At 69.1% G+C, this 15,929-nt stretch carries 15 protein-coding genes; 7 read left to right on the top strand and 8 right to left on the bottom strand.

Annotated features, from left to right (window positions below; genetic code table 11):
• Window positions 1-1,219 precede the first annotated feature (1,219 nt).
• The 3 genes from ACFYOY_RS37535 to ACFYOY_RS37525 all read right to left on the bottom strand — a co-directional run bounded on the left by ACFYOY_RS37535 (window position 1,220) and on the right by ACFYOY_RS37525 (window position 2,403).
• Window positions 1,220-1,450, bottom strand: a complete 231-nt coding sequence (locus ACFYOY_RS37535; RefSeq protein ID WP_388592107.1) for a hypothetical protein — start codon at window positions 1,448-1,450, stop codon at window positions 1,220-1,222.
• A 187-nt stretch (window positions 1,451-1,637) separates the two neighbouring features.
• Window positions 1,638-1,988, bottom strand: coding sequence for a recombinase family protein (locus ACFYOY_RS37530; protein WP_388592105.1), 351 nt, complete (start codon window positions 1,986-1,988; stop codon window positions 1,638-1,640).
• A 136-nt stretch (window positions 1,989-2,124) separates the two neighbouring features.
• Window positions 2,125-2,403 (bottom strand): hypothetical protein, encoded by a 279-nt coding sequence (locus ACFYOY_RS37525; protein ID WP_388592103.1) that lies wholly within the window; start codon window positions 2,401-2,403, stop codon window positions 2,125-2,127.
• Window positions 2,404-2,590: 187 nt separating this feature from the next.
• Between ACFYOY_RS37525 and ACFYOY_RS37520 the strand changes: the two genes are divergently transcribed.
• The 3 genes from ACFYOY_RS37520 to ACFYOY_RS37510 all read left to right on the top strand — a co-directional run bounded on the left by ACFYOY_RS37520 (window position 2,591) and on the right by ACFYOY_RS37510 (window position 6,359).
• On the top strand, window positions 2,591-3,799 hold the full coding sequence (locus ACFYOY_RS37520) for a helix-turn-helix domain-containing protein (protein ID WP_388592101.1): 1,209 nt from the start codon (window positions 2,591-2,593) through the stop codon (window positions 3,797-3,799).
• Window positions 3,800-4,262: 463 nt separating this feature from the next.
• Complete coding sequence (locus tag ACFYOY_RS37515; protein WP_351895727.1) at window positions 4,263-5,183, top strand: helix-turn-helix transcriptional regulator; 921 nt, start codon at window positions 4,263-4,265, stop codon at window positions 5,181-5,183.
• A gap of 126 nt (window positions 5,184-5,309) precedes the next feature.
• Window positions 5,310-6,359: an NAD(P)-dependent alcohol dehydrogenase gene (locus ACFYOY_RS37510; RefSeq protein WP_351895734.1), complete on the top strand. Its 1,050-nt coding sequence runs from the start codon at window positions 5,310-5,312 to the stop codon at window positions 6,357-6,359.
• A gap of 114 nt (window positions 6,360-6,473) precedes the next feature.
• Here the strand turns inward: ACFYOY_RS37510 and ACFYOY_RS37505 are convergent, their stop codons facing one another.
• From ACFYOY_RS37505 to hppD, 3 genes are all read right to left on the bottom strand, one after another.
• Window positions 6,474-7,841, bottom strand: coding sequence for an FAD-linked oxidase C-terminal domain-containing protein (locus ACFYOY_RS37505; RefSeq protein WP_351895739.1), 1,368 nt, complete (start codon window positions 7,839-7,841; stop codon window positions 6,474-6,476).
• Window positions 7,842-7,997: 156 nt separating this feature from the next.
• A complete protein-coding gene (locus ACFYOY_RS37500) occupies window positions 7,998-8,993 on the bottom strand; it encodes a teichoic acid biosynthesis protein C (RefSeq protein WP_351895744.1) in 996 nt (331 codons plus the stop codon).
• A gap of 322 nt (window positions 8,994-9,315) precedes the next feature.
• The gene (gene hppD, locus ACFYOY_RS37495) at window positions 9,316-10,464 is read right to left on the bottom strand and encodes a 4-hydroxyphenylpyruvate dioxygenase (RefSeq protein ID WP_351895751.1); all 1,149 of its coding nucleotides are present in this window, start codon (window positions 10,462-10,464) and stop codon (window positions 9,316-9,318) included.
• 159 nt (window positions 10,465-10,623) lie between these two features.
• Between hppD and ACFYOY_RS37490 the strand changes: the two genes are divergently transcribed.
• From ACFYOY_RS37490 to ACFYOY_RS37475, 4 genes are all read left to right on the top strand, one after another.
• Window positions 10,624-11,091 (top strand): Lrp/AsnC family transcriptional regulator, encoded by a 468-nt coding sequence (locus ACFYOY_RS37490; RefSeq protein WP_014061065.1) that lies wholly within the window; start codon window positions 10,624-10,626, stop codon window positions 11,089-11,091.
• Window positions 11,092-11,185: 94 nt separating this feature from the next.
• A complete protein-coding gene (locus ACFYOY_RS37485; protein ID WP_351895761.1) occupies window positions 11,186-11,782 on the top strand; it encodes a helix-turn-helix domain-containing protein in 597 nt (198 codons plus the stop codon).
• A gap of 21 nt (window positions 11,783-11,803) precedes the next feature.
• Window positions 11,804-12,028 carry a hypothetical protein gene (locus ACFYOY_RS37480; RefSeq protein WP_351895767.1) on the top strand — a complete coding sequence of 75 codons (225 nt, stop codon included), beginning with the start codon at window positions 11,804-11,806 and terminating at the stop codon, window positions 12,026-12,028.
• Between the two features lies 1 nt (window position 12,029).
• The gene (locus ACFYOY_RS37475) at window positions 12,030-13,436 is read left to right on the top strand and encodes an MFS transporter (protein ID WP_388592096.1); all 1,407 of its coding nucleotides are present in this window, start codon (window positions 12,030-12,032) and stop codon (window positions 13,434-13,436) included.
• Here ACFYOY_RS37475 and ACFYOY_RS37470 read toward each other — a convergent pair.
• Entirely contained in the window at window positions 13,375-14,160 is a 786-nt protein-coding gene (locus ACFYOY_RS37470; protein ID WP_093462201.1) for a S16 family serine protease, read from the bottom strand. The genes ACFYOY_RS37475 and ACFYOY_RS37470 overlap by 62 nt on opposite strands.
• Window positions 14,161-15,134: 974 nt before the next feature.
• Window positions 15,135-15,776 carry a helix-turn-helix domain-containing protein gene (locus tag ACFYOY_RS37465; RefSeq protein WP_351895785.1) on the bottom strand — a complete coding sequence of 214 codons (642 nt, stop codon included), beginning with the start codon at window positions 15,774-15,776 and terminating at the stop codon, window positions 15,135-15,137.
• Window positions 15,777-15,929 lie beyond the last annotated feature (153 nt).

Below are 15,929 nucleotides of genomic sequence, written 5' to 3'. Positions count from 1 at the left end.
AGCGGGTACTTCCTCGGGGCAGGCATCGTCAGAGCTCCTCTCGTGAGCCCCATCTGACCTGCTGTCACCTCTCCCCGCATCTCGGGGGAACCTCACTCCGCAGCATCCGTCAGGGCTGATCCGTCGTGGCTGGGGCCGACGGCCTACGCGGCTTTTAGGCAGCCACCACGGGGCGAGCCTCTAAGAACAGGGGGCCGATCGGTCGCAAACGCGGGCAGGCCCAAGGACCCGCCCGATTCGCCGGGCCAGCGTAAGGCCCCCTGTTCTCTCGCCCCGTGGCAGCTCCCGCCCAAAAGCCGCTACGGCCGGCGGCGTGCCAACAGCGCGCCGATCCAGCACCGCGCGCTCAATTCACCGACCAGCCGACCACCCAGGCCGCGCCCCCGCGCCGCGCCTGAGTACATCAGCCACCCGCCGAACCGCCTCAGGACTGGCCCGACCCGCGAAACGCACCACGGGCCTTCCCAACCCATCCGTACTCGGTGTCAGCACCACATCACCTCTGCTCACGCATCCACCGTCCACGGCAGCTAGCGCGGCAGTCAGCGCATCCGTAGCGTCCCGAGCCTCACGCCACGCCGCCACGTACCTAGCGTCAGGCACCCACACAGCCTCTTCCGGCTGTTCCACCTCTCGCGGCCGCTGATGCTCATCCCACTCAGGGTCACGATCCACCACCGGAGTGGTCACCTCCCCACCCATAGGCCATCCAGCCCCCGCACACACGATCCAATATGACCGGTGTCACTCGTGTCACGTCCGACACTCTGATTTCGCTACCATCCGCCGCGACGCGTGTACGGTCTGTGCGCGTTGAGCCCGAAAGGGCGCGTTTCCGTAAGGACACCGCTACTGCACCCCCGGATGCCCGCACAGCCCCATCACCGCCACCAGCACGAGGAACCACATCACCAACGCTGGCCGCCAATAGAACATGATCACTACCTCTCTACTCGAAGGGAGCCGACCACTCGTCTGGTCGTCACTCAGCCGACCACTCGTCTGGTCGTCACTCATTCCAATGAGTGCCCAGCATGCAGAGGCCACCCGGGTGCATGTCAACTACTTAGCGCCATGCGTGACGGCCGTTCACCGCAGCTAGCCAGAGACAGCAGAAGGCCCCGCCCACGCGCCAGGGGTAGCGCATGGACGGGGCCCGAACCGCTCCGGCCCGGGGCGAGACGAGGCCAAAGCGGAGCCGTGAGGATTAGCCGTCGATCTAGGCTCCGGATCGCTTAATCAGGTCCTCGATGATCTCGGTATACCCCTTCACGTCGTCTACATGGAGATTACCGAGGCACACCTTGATCCTGCGTTCTTCAGATGCACACCGCTTACACGGCTCATCAATATGAATGTCATCGAGTATCACGCCGATGCGCTCAAGAACGTCGTAGAACTCTGTAGCCGCTTTCTCGGCCGCGATTCGCTCATCACTTTGGAACTGCACCGATTCCCCCTTATGCCACCCTCTCCCGGCAACAAAACCGGGATGGGAATCTCCCGCCCGACCCACTGGAAAAGTCGAGCGGGAGCCCCCTTCCAATGCCCTCCTATTTCGGAGGTTGCAGCCCAAGAGTGCTCGAAGCTCTTGGACTGTTCCTGCCCCACATATATGCCGGAGTGAGACAGGAGCTTTATGAGCTGCAGTTAGCTACCTCGACATCGAGTGCGTAGCACGTTCCGCCCGCTCGATGGACGAGACGGCGAAGCGACAACCATTCCTGCGGATCAGCGCTGATACGGTCCCAGGTGGAAACAAGACAGACAGTCCTTCTGTCGTGCCCCTGGTGTTCCATTGCTGCCGCCATCCCACGCCAGGTAAGCCGATTCCCCGAGTCTGCGCGCTCCACCCATTGTCCGGCTACTTCCCAGCCCATCAACTTTGCGTACTCGCGGCAGGCAGTGATGCGCACTTCAGACGCTTCCGCATCATCGGCGAGTTCGCGATCGTAGATGAACACAAAGACGGGCGCATCGTTGATCATGACTTCTTTCCTCGCCCAAGATGCTTGTCAATCTTCTTGACCAGTTCACGCGCGAGCTGATCCAGATCCTGAGAACCAGAGGAATTTCCGGATCCCTGCTGTGAGTCTCGCGGTTCAGCTGAGGGTTTTTTCGCGCTCACCGCTCGGCCTCCCGCCGTTTCCGCTCGTAAGCGAGCACATACGGCCGCACGGGATTGGGGTCCGGGAACGGGCGAAGGAAGATCAGCGTGTCGGCATCCGGCGACCACACCGTGGCGAGACTGGGCCGCTGAACAGTTGCCGCCGCATCGCACGTGACGGCTACCGGCGCCTGACGCAGCGTCGAGGCCATTACCGCGACGGCCCGATGATGCCCATGGCCCGGAAGTAACCGCCGCAACAGCGACTCTAAGAGACGTCGGATATGTTTGCCCATGTCGTCAACTCCTTGTAGTTGATGACCACGCCCCCGGGCCGGTCGGACGGTCGCGGGGGTCCCTTCTGTGGCGTCCCATCTAGGTAACTCGCGTCAGGCTCATCCGAACAGTGCAACTTTGATGCACTCCTGATGCACCTCCGCTCAGGGGTCTACCCTGGCTTCAAGCCACGAGAAGGGTGGGGAGATGCCGGGCAAGCGACAGCGCTTCGCAGATCGCCGCAAGGCACGCGGTTACAGCCAAGAAGCATTCGCGGAAGAGGTCGGCACTAATCGCAGCACCGTCTATCGGTGGGAATCAGGCGATGCCGAGCCACAGCCATACCAGCGTCCGGCGATCCAAAAAGCTCTAGATGTCACGCCGAAAGAGCTCGATTCTCTCCTGTCTGGAACCTCGGAACAGCCCCACGTAAAGCTATTCCATGCACAGGTAGAGCCGTCCACTGATGACGAGTTCGAGGCATGGGAGCTAATGCGCCGAGTAGAGGCTAGCGACGTCGGCGCAGAAACTCTCAATCGCCTAGAAAAGTCATTCGATGATCTTGCTATGGCGTATCCAATTACGCCGCCGGAACAGCTCTTGCGACACGTTAGACAGCATTCTGCCTATGTTGCCCGACTCCTAGAGGTCAAAAAGACTCTCAGGGAACACCGACGCCTATTGGTCGTGGGTGGCTGGCTTTCCCTTTTCGGCGCCACGCTCCATATCGATCTAAAGCAGGAGGGCGCGGCCACAGCCCGGTTGCAAACCGCTGCCGCGCTCGCCAAGCAGGCCGAGCATCCCGAAATCCAAGCATGGTGTCTGGAGACGGAGGCTTGGCGCGTTCTGACGTCGGGGGACTATTCACGCGCCGTGCAGCTCTCTCAGATCGCCCAAGCTATCGCCCCTTCTGGTAGCTCCGCCCTCATCCAGTCGACGGCCCAGGAAGGTAGGGCCCGAGCGCGCCTAGGGCAGACCGACGAAACCTACAATGCAATCGACCGGGTACAAAAGCTGTCGGGGGCACTTCAGAAACCAGATAACCCAGAGCACCACTATCGATACGACCCAGCGAAAGCGCTGGCCTACACGGCAACAACTCTTGCATGGCTAGGCGATCGAGGCGCCGAACCATATGCACGGGAAGTGATCGCCCGACTACAGCCCAGCGCCGATATCACGAAGTGGCCGCGCCGCGTAGCATCAGCCAACATCGATCTCGCCTTGGTGTTACTGAAAGACAACCGGCTGGACGAAGCGTGCGACTCAGCGACCAAGGCCATACAGAGCGGTCGAGTAGTCCCCTCGAACCACTGGCGGGCGTTGGAGATCGTTAAGGCCGTGGAGGCACGGCAGCTACCCGAGGCGTCCGGCCTACGCGAGGCATACCAGGGGATGAAGTCGATCGGTCGGTGATCAACACGACCGGTTGATCACACGAGTGCCCCGCCATCGGCAACCGGCTATCTCCGCAGGTCAGGGCGCCTACTGAAAATAGCCGGTTAGGCGTATGAAGGATCAGGATAAAAGCCAGGAATGGAGCTGCCGTCCGCGGATCCTGAGGTAGGGGCGCTCATGATCTCCGATGTCCCATATCTGCTCGGCCGTGCTGTACTGCGCTGCGCCTTTACGGTGCCTCGCGGTGAGGGGGGCGTAAGCAGTTTGCCGTACAGGAGCCGCTGTGCAACCCGGAACGCGCGCTGTCATGGTCTATCAGACCGGCTCGCCGACGGCGCCCGCAGCTCCCGCCACCACTCTCCCGTGCGAGCGCCACGAAGCCTTACGAGCGGCGACGGCCCGCCTGGCACCGCCCGGCCTAGGTTCAACAGACCTACTCTGACACGCTCGGATGGCATTTCCGTTGCCAATACTGGAACCCATGGACCGCAATACCGAGCTCAGTGAGTTCCTGCGGAGCCGCAGGGCTCGCCTGAGCCCTGGGGACGCGGGCGTGAGCGTAACCAACGACAGCCCCCGTCGAGTGCCGGGGCTGCGCCGCGAGGAGCTGGCGCAGCTGGCCGGGGTGAGCACGGACTACTACACGCGTCTGGAACAGGGCCGCCACCTCAATGTGTCGGAGGCGGTGCTGGACGCCGTGGCCCGTGCGCTGCAGCTCGACGACACCGAGCGCGCGTACCTCTTCGAGCTGACCCGGCCGCGCCCCCGGCGCACGGTGCGTCGCCGGCCGCCCCGGCCCCAGCGGGTGCGGCCCGGTGTGCATGCGCTGCTGCGGACGCTGGACGGGATCTCACCGGCCTTCGTCCTCGGGCGCAGGGGCGATGTCCTGGCCTCCAACCAGCTGGCCCGGGCGCTGATCATCGACTTCGAGGCGCTCCCGTACCACGAGCGGAACATGGCCCGTTTCATGTTCCTCGACGAGGCGGCCCGTTCCCTGTGGCCGGACTGGGAGACGGTCGCGGCGGAGATGGTGGCCTCCCTCCGGCTGGAGGCCGGGCGCCATCCCGAGGATCCCCGGCTGACCGAGCTGGTGGGCGAGCTCACCATCAAGAGCGCGGACTTCCGCAAGTGGTGGGCGGACCACAACGTGCGGGAGAAGACCCACGGCATCAAGCGCTACCACCATCCGGTGGTCGGGGACATGACGCTGTCCTACGAGAACGTGACCGTTCCCGGCGATCCCGACCAGGCACTGTGCATGTACACGGTCGAGCCCGGCTCTCCCTCCGAGGCGGCCCTGCGGCTGCTGGCGAGCTGGACCGCGCCTCCTTCCGCCCGTTCCTCCGCGCCCTCTTCCGACGCGCGTCCTTCGGGGGGACCGTCCTCCGACGTCTCCCCCTGATCTCACCGACCCCCCTTCACGCCACTCTCCCTTTCCCGCCATTCGCACCATTCGCCTTCCCACCCCCATGCCTGCCACCCCCCGCATTCATCGCATTCCCCTCATTTCTTCCAGGGAGACAGCTCTATGACCACCACCGTCACCGCCTACGCAGCCCCCGCTCCGAAGGCCCCGCTGGAAAAGACCACCGTCGAGCGCCGCACACTGCGCGAGCACGACATCCTCATCGAGATCGCCTACGCCGGCATCTGCCACTCCGACATCCACCAGGCCCGCGAGGAATGGGGCTCCGCCCAGTTCCCGATGGTGCCCGGCCATGAGATCGCCGGTGTGGTCGCCGAGGTCGGCCCCGGTGTGACCAAGTACGCCGTGGGCGACCGGGTCGGCGTGGGCTGCTTCGTCGACTCCTGCCGCGAGTGCGAGAACTGCCTCGCGGGCGAGGAGCAGTTCTGCCTCAAGGGCGAGGTGCAGACGTACAACGACAAGGAGTACGACGGCGCCCCCACCTACGGCGGCTACAGCACCCACATCGTGGTGGACGAGAACTACGCCCTGCGCATCCCCGAGGGGGTATCGCTGGACGTCGCCGCCCCGCTGCTGTGCGCCGGGATCACCCTCTACTCCCCGCTCGCCCACTGGAACGCCGGCCCCGGCAAGAAGGTCGCCATCGTCGGCCTGGGCGGCCTCGGCCACATGGGCGTGAAGATCGCCCATGCGATGGGCGCCGAGGTGACCGTGCTGAGCCAGACGCTCCGTAAGAAGGACGACGGGCTGCGGCTGGGCGCCGACCACTTCTACGCCACCGGTGACGACTCCACCTTCACCGAGCTGGCCGGCACCTTCGACCTGATCGTCAACACGACCTCGGCGAACCTCCCGCTGGACAGCTACCTGTCGCTGCTGAAGGTCGACGGCACGCTGGTGCACGTGGGCGCGCCGGAGAACCCCAGCGCCTTCAGCCAGTTCTCGCTGATCATGGGCCGCAAGTCGATGGCCGGGTCGAAGATCGGCAGCATCCGGGAGACGCAGGAGATGCTGGACTTCTGCGCCGAGCACGGGCTCGGCGCGGAGATCGAGGTGATCGACGGCGACCAGATCAACGAGGCCTACGACCGCGTCGTGAGCAGCGATGTGCGGTACCGCTTCGTGATCGACATCGCCTCCCTGAAGGCGTGATCGACGTCGCCTCGCGGAACGCGGGCGCCTCGCTCACAGCGGCGTCGCCTCGCTGACGGCATGATCAGGTTCTGAAGCCGAGGCCGTCCGGACCACCCCCGGGTCCGGGCGGCCTCAGAACAGTTTGCCGGGGTTGAGCAGGCCCAGCGGATCGAAGACCTGCTTGATCCCTTGCTGCAACTCCACCCCCACCGGGCCCAGTTCCCGCGCCAGCCACTCCCGCTTGAGGACGCCGACGCCGTGCTCACCGGTGATGGTGCCGCCGAGCTCCAGACCCAGCGCCATGATCTCGTCGAACGACTCCCGGGCCCGCCGCGACTCGTCGGGGTCCGCCGGGTCGAAGCACACCGTCGGATGGGTGTTGCCGTCCCCGGCGTGGGCCACGACGCCGATCGTGAGGGCGTGCTTCTCGGCGATGGCGGCCGTGCCGTCGATCATCTCGGCGAGCCGGGAGCGCGGCACACAGACGTCGTCGATCATGGTGACGCCCTTGACCGCCTCCAGCGCCGGAAGCGTCATCCGGCGGGCCTGGAGCAGCATGTCGGACTCGGCGGCGTTCTCGGCCGGGACCACCTCCGTCGCACCGGCCGCCGTGCACAGCTCGGCGACGGCGGCGAGGTCGGGGGCCGGGTCCGGGGTGTCGAACGCCGCCATCAGCAGGGCCTCGGTGGACTCCGGCAGGCCCATGTTCCCCATCGCGTTGACCGCGCGGACGCTCGTCCGGTCCATCAGCTCCAGCAGCGAGGGGGCGTGGCCGCGCTCCATGATCCGGCAGATGGCATCGCAGGCGGAGGCCGTGGAGGGGAACTCGGCGGCCAGGACGAGCTGTTCGAGCGGGGCGGGCTTGAGGGCGAGGACCGCGCCGACGACGATGCCGAGGCTGCCCTCGGAGCCGACGAACAGCCGGGTCAGGTCATAGCCCGCGACGCCTTTGGCGGTGCGGCGGCCGGTCTTCAGCAGCCGCCCGTCGGCGAGGACGACATCGAGCCCGAGGACGTATTCGGCGGTGACGCCGTACTTCACACAGCACAGCCCGCCGGACGCGGTGCCGATGTTGCCGCCGATCGTGCACTGCTCCCAGCTGGAGGGGTCCGGCGGATAGTAGAGGCCCTTCTCCATGACCGCCCGGGACAGGGTCGCGTTGATCACGCCCGGTTCGACGACCGCGATCCGGTCGACCGGGTTGATCTCCAGGATCCGGTCCATCTTGACCAGGGACAGCACGATGCAGCCCTCGGACGCGTTGGCCGCGCCCGACAGGCCGGTGCGCGCGCCCTGGGGCACGACCGGGACGCGCAGCGCGGTGGCGGTGCGGCAGACGTGCTGCACCTGCTCGACCGTGCGCGGGAGGACGACGACGGCGGGCACGCCCGCCTCGCAGAAGCTCGCCATGTCGTGTGCGTACGCCCCGGTCACATCCGGGTCGGTCAGCACGGCCTCCTCGGGGAGGCCCTCCCGCAACAGTTCGATGAGGTCCGTCATGTGCCCAGCCTCGCACCCGGGAAGCGCGCGGGGAAGATCGTGGCAGCGGACGGGTTATCGCGAAATTGCCACGGGGAGGGCCCCGGGACAGGCCGCGAGGAGGGCCACGAGCAGCGGCGCGCGCAGGGCCGCGCGGAGCGCCGCGCCTCGCGGGCCCTACTGCGCCTTGTAGTAGACGCTGACCTTACGGTCTCCGGCGGCGCCCGAGGCGAAGCCCATGCACAGCCGTCGGGGGCTGGACAGCTGGACGGCCATGCCCTCGGGCTCGCGGTAGCTCAGCGAGTAGGCGGCCTCGGTACGGGCGCGCTGGACGAGTTCGCCGGTGCGCAGATCGATGCAGGAGACGTAGGTGTTGCCGTGGCCGGAGGGCGGGTTGGCGCCGTCCTCACCGGTGTAGGCGGTACCGGTCATCTGATACGCGTAGTCGCCGAGGACCGTGAAGCCCTGGAAGACCTCGCCGTCCTCGACGCCGGTCTGGGGTATGTCGTCGTACACGGCGGTGTAGTCGCCCGCGCTGACCCCGGAGAGGCTCATCAGCCGGTAGCGGACCTCGCCGTCGAGGCGGTAGCGCAGCAGCAGCCGGCGGTTGAGCATGTCGACGGCGGGCTGGTTGCTGGTGGAGCCCGCCGCCGGGCGGTGCTTGACCAGCGAGGACGAACCGGACGACAGCACGGTCCCATCGGCGAACTTGAAGCGGCTGATGGCGCGGCCGTAGCCGGAGTCGGGGTTGGCGTCCGACTCGGTCCACAGATAGGCGGTGGAGCCGACCGGCTCGCAGCCCATCGCGACGCCGTGCCCGAACCCCTTGAGGTACATGGAGCCCAGCTCCGCTCCGGCCAGGGACAGCTTGGTGACGCACAGATCGCCGTGGGCGGCGCGGTCGGCGCCGGAGACGGGGGCGGATTCCCCGCTGAGCTGGATGCCGCCCTGCATCAGCTGGACGGTGTAGAGGTGGCCATTGACGTCATCGAACGCGAAGGACTGCAGCACGGTGGCGTTGTGCGGGGTCTTCTCGCGGATCAGCTGAGTGGAGGGCACCGACAGATCGAACCGGCCCCCCGCCACGGTGGCGGCCCCCGCGCGGGCGGCGAAGGCACCGAGCGCACCGGCCGCGGCGACGCCCCCGCCGAGGGTGAACCTACGCCTGGTCAAACGACCCGCAGTGTACTTTTCCGTGTGCATTGATACTCAACAACTCCCATGCGATCACGCCGTGTTGGAGTGAACAGATCGCCGAGAGTGTAGACGCTGAGAAAGCGCTCCCATTCACGTGTTCGGGTTTTCTGGCATGAGCGGCGCATGCGCATAAAGGAACAAGGGCGCATGTCCACACGAGCGGGGGCGCAGGCGCACACGAGCGAGGGCGCACGTGCACGCGAGCGAGCGAGCGGGACGGGCACGGCCGCGCCGGGCACACGTGACGAGCCGGGCACGCTGGGCGGGCCGACGGGCCGCCGCCCGCCCCGCGTGACGGTCAGAGGTTGCCGCGCTTCTCCTGCTCGCGCTCGATCGCCTCGAAGAGCGCCTTGAAGTTGCCCTTGCCGAAGCCCATCGAGCCATGCCGCTCGATCAGCTCGAAGAAGACGGTCGGCCGGTCCTGGACCGGCTTGGTGAAGATCTGGAGCAGATAGCCGTCCTCGTCGCGGTCGGCGAGGATCTTCAGCTCGCGGAGGGTCTCCACCGGGACGCGGGTGTCGCCGACCCACTCCCCCAGGGTTTCGTAGTACGAGTCCGGGGTGTCCAGGAACCGCACCCCGGCCGCGCGCATCGCCCGCACCGTGGCGACGATGTCGTTGGTGGCGAGCGCGATGTGCTGGACACCGGGGCCGCCGTAGAACTCCAGATACTCGTCGATCTGCGACTTCTTCTTGCCGACCGCGGGCTCGTTGAGCGGGAACTTCACCTTGCGAGTGCCGTCCGCCACGACCTTCGACATCAGCGCGGAGTACTCGGTGGCGATGTCGTCGCCCACGAACTCCTTCATGTTGGTGAAGCCCATGACGTCGTTGTAGAAGCCGACCCACTCGTCCATCCGGCCGAGCTCCACATTGCCGACGCAGTGGTCGATGGCCTGGAAATTCCGCCGCGCGGGAGGGGCGACGATCGGCTCGGCCTCCGCAAAGCCGGGCAGGTACGGGCCGTCGTAGCCGGTGCGCTCGACGAGGGTGTGACGGGTGTCGCCGTAGGTGCGGATCGAGGCCACCACCACCGTGCCGTGCTCGTCCTTGAGCTCATGCGGCTCCTCGATCCCGGCGGCGCCGTGCTCGACGGCGTACGTGTACGCGGCACGCGCGTCCGGCACCTCCACCGCGAGGTCGATCACACCGTCGCCGTGCTCGGCGACATGCTCGGCCAGGAAGCGGCCCCAGGCGCTCACCGGTTTGATGACGGAGGTGAACACGAAGCGGGCGTTGCCCGAGACGAGGACGTAACTGGCCGTCTCCCGGCTGCCGTTCTCCGGACCGGAGTAGGCGACGAGCTTCATGCCGAAGGCGGTGGCGTAGTAGTGCGCGGCCTGCTTCGCGTTGCCGACGGCGAAGACGACCGCGTCCATCCCTTTCACGGGGAACGGGTCGGCGTGCCGTGCGTCCCCCTGCTGCAGCATCTCTGTCGTCTCAGTCATACTTCGCAGCGTCCTCTCAAGGCTCAAGATGCGCAACACTTCACGAAAACGCTGGTCAGGATGTATAGCCAGGGCGGCATGCCATAGAGCATCCTGTACAGGGTGACTACCGTCACAGAGAACGCCACAAAGACCACGGAGACCTCAAGGGGGGACCGCATGGGGATCGACGGGCTCGACGCCCGCCTGATCGAGTTGCTCGCCGAGGAACCGCGGATAGGCGTGCTGGAGGCGTCGCGCCGCCTCGGTGTCGCCCGCGGCACGGCGCAGGCGCGGCTGGACCGGCTGCGGGCCCAGGGGGTGATCCGGGGCTTCGGCCCCGATGTGGACCCGGCGGCGCTCGGCTATCCGGTCACCGCGTTCGCGACGCTGGAGATCAAGCAGGGGCAGGGGCAGGACGTACGGGCCCATCTGGCGACCGTTCCGGAGGTGCTGGAGCTGCACACCACCACGGGCCACGGGGACATGCTCTGCCGGTTGGTGGCCCGCTCCAACGCCGACCTTCAGCGGGTGATCGACCTGGTGGTGGGGTTCGAGGGGATCGTCCGGGCCTCGACGGCGATCGTGATGGAGAACGCGGTTCCGCTGCGGATCATCCCGCTGGTCCGGCAGGCGGCGCTGGACTGAGGGCTGGGCACATAGAGGCCGCTGAAACGGATCCAAAGACTCCGTTGCAAAGAAGGTGTTGCAACTGAGTCTTTGCATGCTTAGGCTGCCGCGCATGGCACAGAACGAAGAGCCTGCGCCCGACGACGTCCGGGTGCTCGACCCCCGCACCCTGCGCGGGCTCGCGCATCCGCTGCGCATGCGACTGCTCACCGCGTTGCGCGAGTACGGACCGGCCACCGCCTCCCAACTGGCCGCCCGATTGGGCGAGTCCAGCGGAGCCACCAGCTACCATCTGCGACAGCTGGCCACCTATGGCTTCGTCGAGGACGACCCGGAGCGGGGCAAGGGGCGGGAGCGGTGGTGGAAGGCGGCGCACAGGGGTACGCGCTGGAACGCCGACAAGTTCCTGGCCCACCCCGACCCGGCCGTACGGGGGGCGGTGAACACCGTGCTGCACGAGGTGGCCACCCAGCACACGCAAGAGATGTCCACCTTTCTGGGCACCCTGCACGGATGGTCGGGGGAATGGCGGGCGGCCTCGGACCTCAGCGACTTCTACATGCGCCTCACTCCCGAACTCGCCCACGAACTGCGCGACAAGGTGCACGAACTGATCGAGAGCTACCGCGAGAAGGAGGTGGACCGGGACACCGAGGGCTCCGCCCCGTACCGCGTCCATCTGCACGCCTTCCCGCGCGAAGAGGACTGACCGATCCCTGGGGGGAACGACATGTACGGCGACGAGATCCATCTGTGGCTCCACCGAATACGCGCCGAGCGCCTCCAGCATGAGGCCCACGAGGCGTCCCGGCCCCACCGCCGGACCCACCGCACCCGCCCCGCCCGCGCCCGGGCGCTGCGCGCCCGGCTCGGCTGGACGCTGGTGGAGGTCGGGCTGCGGCTGGCCACCCCACGGCTGCCGCGATCCGGTCTGACGGCGCGGTTCGACCACTGACATGGCCGACGACACAGGGGACAGAGAGCGTCGGGGAAACAGCGGTGACCGAAGACCGCTCATGCTCGTCCTCGCCGCCAACACGGTTTCCATTGCGGGCAATTCGCTCACGCTGATCGCCGTACCGTGGTTCGTCCTGGAGACCACGGGCAGCGCCGCCAAGGCCGGGTTCGTGTCCTTCTGCGCGACCCTGCCGGTGGTGGTCTCCGCCGTGATCGGCGGGCCGGTGATCGACCGGGTCGGCCGCAGGCGGGTCTCCATCACCTCCGACGCGCTGTGCGGGGTGGCCGTCGCCACGATTCCGGTGCTGCACTTCGCCGGGCTGCTGCGGTTCTGGCAGTTATGTGCGCTGATGGCGTTCTGCGGACTGCTCCACGCACCGGGCGAGACCGCCCGCCAGGTGCTCGTCCCCGCACTGGCCGAACGGGCGGGCACCACCCTCAGCCGCGCCGCCAGCTTCTACGACGGGGCCTCGCGCGGGGCCCGGATGCTGGGCGCGGCGGTCGGGGGGCTGCTGATCGCGCTGCTCGGCCCGCCGGCCGTGCTGCTGCTGGACGCGGCGACGTTCGCGGCCTCCGCGCTACTGATCATGGCGGGGCTGCGCGGGCTGCCCGCCGCCGCGCCGCGCAAGCCCGTCGTGCCGGTGTCCGCCCGCGCCTACCGTGCGGAGCTGCGCGAGGGGTACCGCTTTCTGCTGCACCATCGGCTGCTGCTGGCCATCGTGCTGATGGTCATGGTCACCAACGGCCTCGACCAGGGCTTGTCCTCCGTACTGCTGCCCGTCCACGCCGAGCGGCACCTGGGCGGTTCGGTGCAACTGGGGCTACTCACCGCGCTCTTCGGCGGCGGTGCGCTGGTGGGGGCGCTGCTGTACGGGGCCGTGGGCGACCGCTTTTCGCGCCGGACCGTCTTCGCGGTGAGCTTCCTGGTGTGCGGGCTGCCGCGCTTCCTGATCGCCGCGTTCGTCCCCGGTGTGTCCCCGCTCGCCGTGACGATGGCGGCCAGTGGGGTCGCGGCCGGGATGCTCAACCCGATTCTGACCACGGTGACCTACGAGGCCGTCCCCGATGAGCTGCGCAGCCGGGTTTCGGGCGCGCTCACCGCGGGGGTGTGGGTGGTGATGCCGCTCGGCGGGCTCGCGGCCGGGTGTCTGGTGGAGGGGGTGGGACTGACCGCCGCCTTCCTGGTGACGGGCGGCGTCTACTTCCTGGCCACGCTCAGCCCGCTGGTCTTCCCGGCCTGGCGCGGGATGGACGAGGGGGCAACCGCGGGCCAGGGGGCGGCGGTGGACAAAGGGACGGCGGTGGACAAGGGGACGGCGGTGGACGAGAGGACGGCGGCATCGCTCAGCAGTGCGGGACCGCGCCGCCCGACCGCAGCGCCCGCAGAGCCGTCACGGCACCCTTGAGCGTGGTGACGGGGATCAGTCGCAGCCCCTTGGGCAGTTCGGCGGTGGCGTCGGCGCATTCGGCCTTCGGCACCAGGAAGACCGTGGCGCCGTCCCGCTTGGCGGCCTGCGTCTTCAGCGGGACCCCGCCCACGGCCCCGACCTTGCCCTTGGCGTCGATGGTGCCGGTGCCCGCGATCGTCCGGCCGCCGGTGAGGTCGCCGCCGCGGCCGTCCCCGTCCAGCTTGTCGATCACGCCGAGGGAGAAGAGCAGCCCCGCGCTCGGCCCGCCGACGTCGGCCAGGCGCAGCGTGACCTTGACGTCGCGCGGGGAGCGGTGGAGATAGCCGAGCGCGGCGCTGGTGGCCGAGGACTGGGACTCCCGCATCTCCTCGGCGTTGTGCCGCTCGATCTCCTTGGTGGTGCCGCCGACGTAGACCGAGTCATGCGGCATGACGGCGCGGTCGGTGGCGAACCAGCCGCTGATCACGTCCTTCAGCCGCACGGTGGCGTCCGGGCCGGTGGCCAGGATCGTCGTCATCCGCAGCTGCCCGGTGGTCTTGCGGGTGCCGCTCCCCGAGACGCTGATCACCTGCTTACCGCGGTCGGCACCGAGGACGTTCACGGTCGAACCGGGCTGGGCCACGGTGAACGGCAGCGGGGCGAACGCGGCCACCGCGAGCAGAGCGAGCACGGGCGCGGAGCAGAGCGCGAGGATGCGGGCGCGGGGGGAGACGGCAGGCATGGTGCGAATCTAGTTGACCGCCGGGACGGATGAGGCGCCGCCCCGACCCCCGAAGCCCTGGCGGCCGGGCGGGCACGAGCCCTGGCGGCCGGGCGGGCACGAGCCCTGGCGGGCCAAGCGGGCACGAGCCCTGGCGGGCCGAGCGGGCACGGACGGCCGGCTCAGCTCGTGGCACCCCGACCGACGGGGCAGACGCGCGGCACCCGGCCCCCGACGCGACGCCCGCGCCCGACCCGCGCAGGCGGCACGGGCCCACGGGAGCCACCCCGGTCACGCCCGCCGCGGGCCCAGCACCGCCGCCGGGCCCGCGGTGGACACGGAGGCTGGCTCAGCTCGTGGCACCCCGGCCGACGGGGCAGACGCGCGGCGCATGGCCGCATTGGCCGCATGGCCGCCCGCGCGCGCGGCGGCCGTGCCGACGCGCGCGGGCGGGGCGGCCGTGCCGACGCGCGCGGGCGGGGCGGCCGTGCCGACGCGCGCGGGCGGGGCGGCCGTGCCGACGCGCGCGGGCGGGGCGGCCCAGGGGGGCGGCCGCGGTCAGGCCCGCCGGGCCCAGCGCCGCCGCCGGGCACGGGCCGCCGCCGGGCACGGGCCGCCGCCGGGCACGGGCCGCCGCCGGGCACGGGCCGCCGCGCGGCGGCGGTCGCGCCTTCGCGGCGGCGCTCATCTGCGCCGCCGCTTCATCGGCCGCACCTCGTGGGGCGCAGCGCTGTCGCGCGTGGGTCGTCAGGTGCGGGACACCCTGCTACCGGGCTCCGGCGCGTCGTGCCGCCATGCCCGGGCCACCCCGCCGCAGCGTGTTGTCCCGCGCCGGGACCGCGCGGAGCAGGCCCAGGTCGGCTGCGGTCCGCGGCCCCAGGCGGGCCGGGCCCCGGCGGGGTCAGGACCGGCGCACCGCGCGGCCACACGGCGTGCCGCGCCCGTCGAGGCCGCCGCCACGGTGTGCCGCTCCGCGCCAGGGCCTCGCCGGCCGCTCAGCTCAGGGCGTCCGAGACCTCTCGGGCCGCGTCGACCACCCGCGGGCCGACCCGGTCGGGTACCGAGTCGCAGAGCATGACGACCCCGACGCTGCCCTCTATCCCCGTCACCCCGGTGAGCGGGGCGGCCGCGCCGCTCGCGCCCGCCTCCAGTTCGCCGTGGGTGAGGGCGTACCCGGGGTCGTCGGGGCGGCCGGCGCGGGCGGCGAGGATCGCGCGCCCGGCGGCGCCCCGGTCGAGCGGATGCCGGAATCCGGCCCGGTAGGCCACGTGGTAGTCGGTCCAGGTCGGCTCGACGACCGCGACGGCGAGGGCCTCGGTGCCGTCGACCAGGGTGAGGTGGGCGGTCGCGCCGACGTCCTCGGCGAGGGAGCGCAGCGCGGGTAGCGCCGCCTCCCGTACGAGCGGATGCACCTGGCGGCCGAGCTGCAGCACCCCCAGCCCGACGCGCGCCCGCCCGCCGATGTCCCGGCGGACGAGGGAGTGCTGCTCAAGGGTGGCCAGTAGCCGGTAGACCACGGTGCGATTGACGCCGAGCTTGTTGGACAGCTCGGTCACGGTCAGCCCGTGGTCGGTGTCGGCGAGCAGTTTGAGGACGCGCAGTCCTCGATCGAGCGTCTGAGAGGTCTCCGCGGTCACGACGCCCCCTCCTCGGTGATGAGTGGCGGCTCTTCGTGCGGTGTCCCGCCGGTCCCGACGACGGCGCGCGAAGAGGCCGCCGGTCGCGGTGGTCACGCACCGGCTGCGCTCCGCGGCGGCGCTGCCACGGGGCGTGTGCGTGCCCGAACGCTA

Source organism: Streptomyces sp. NPDC007875 (genome assembly GCF_042868035.1).
GTDB classification, from domain to species: domain Bacteria; phylum Actinomycetota; class Actinomycetes; order Streptomycetales; family Streptomycetaceae; genus Streptomyces; species Streptomyces antimycoticus.
This window is presented reverse-complemented; position numbering and strand designations above follow the sequence as displayed.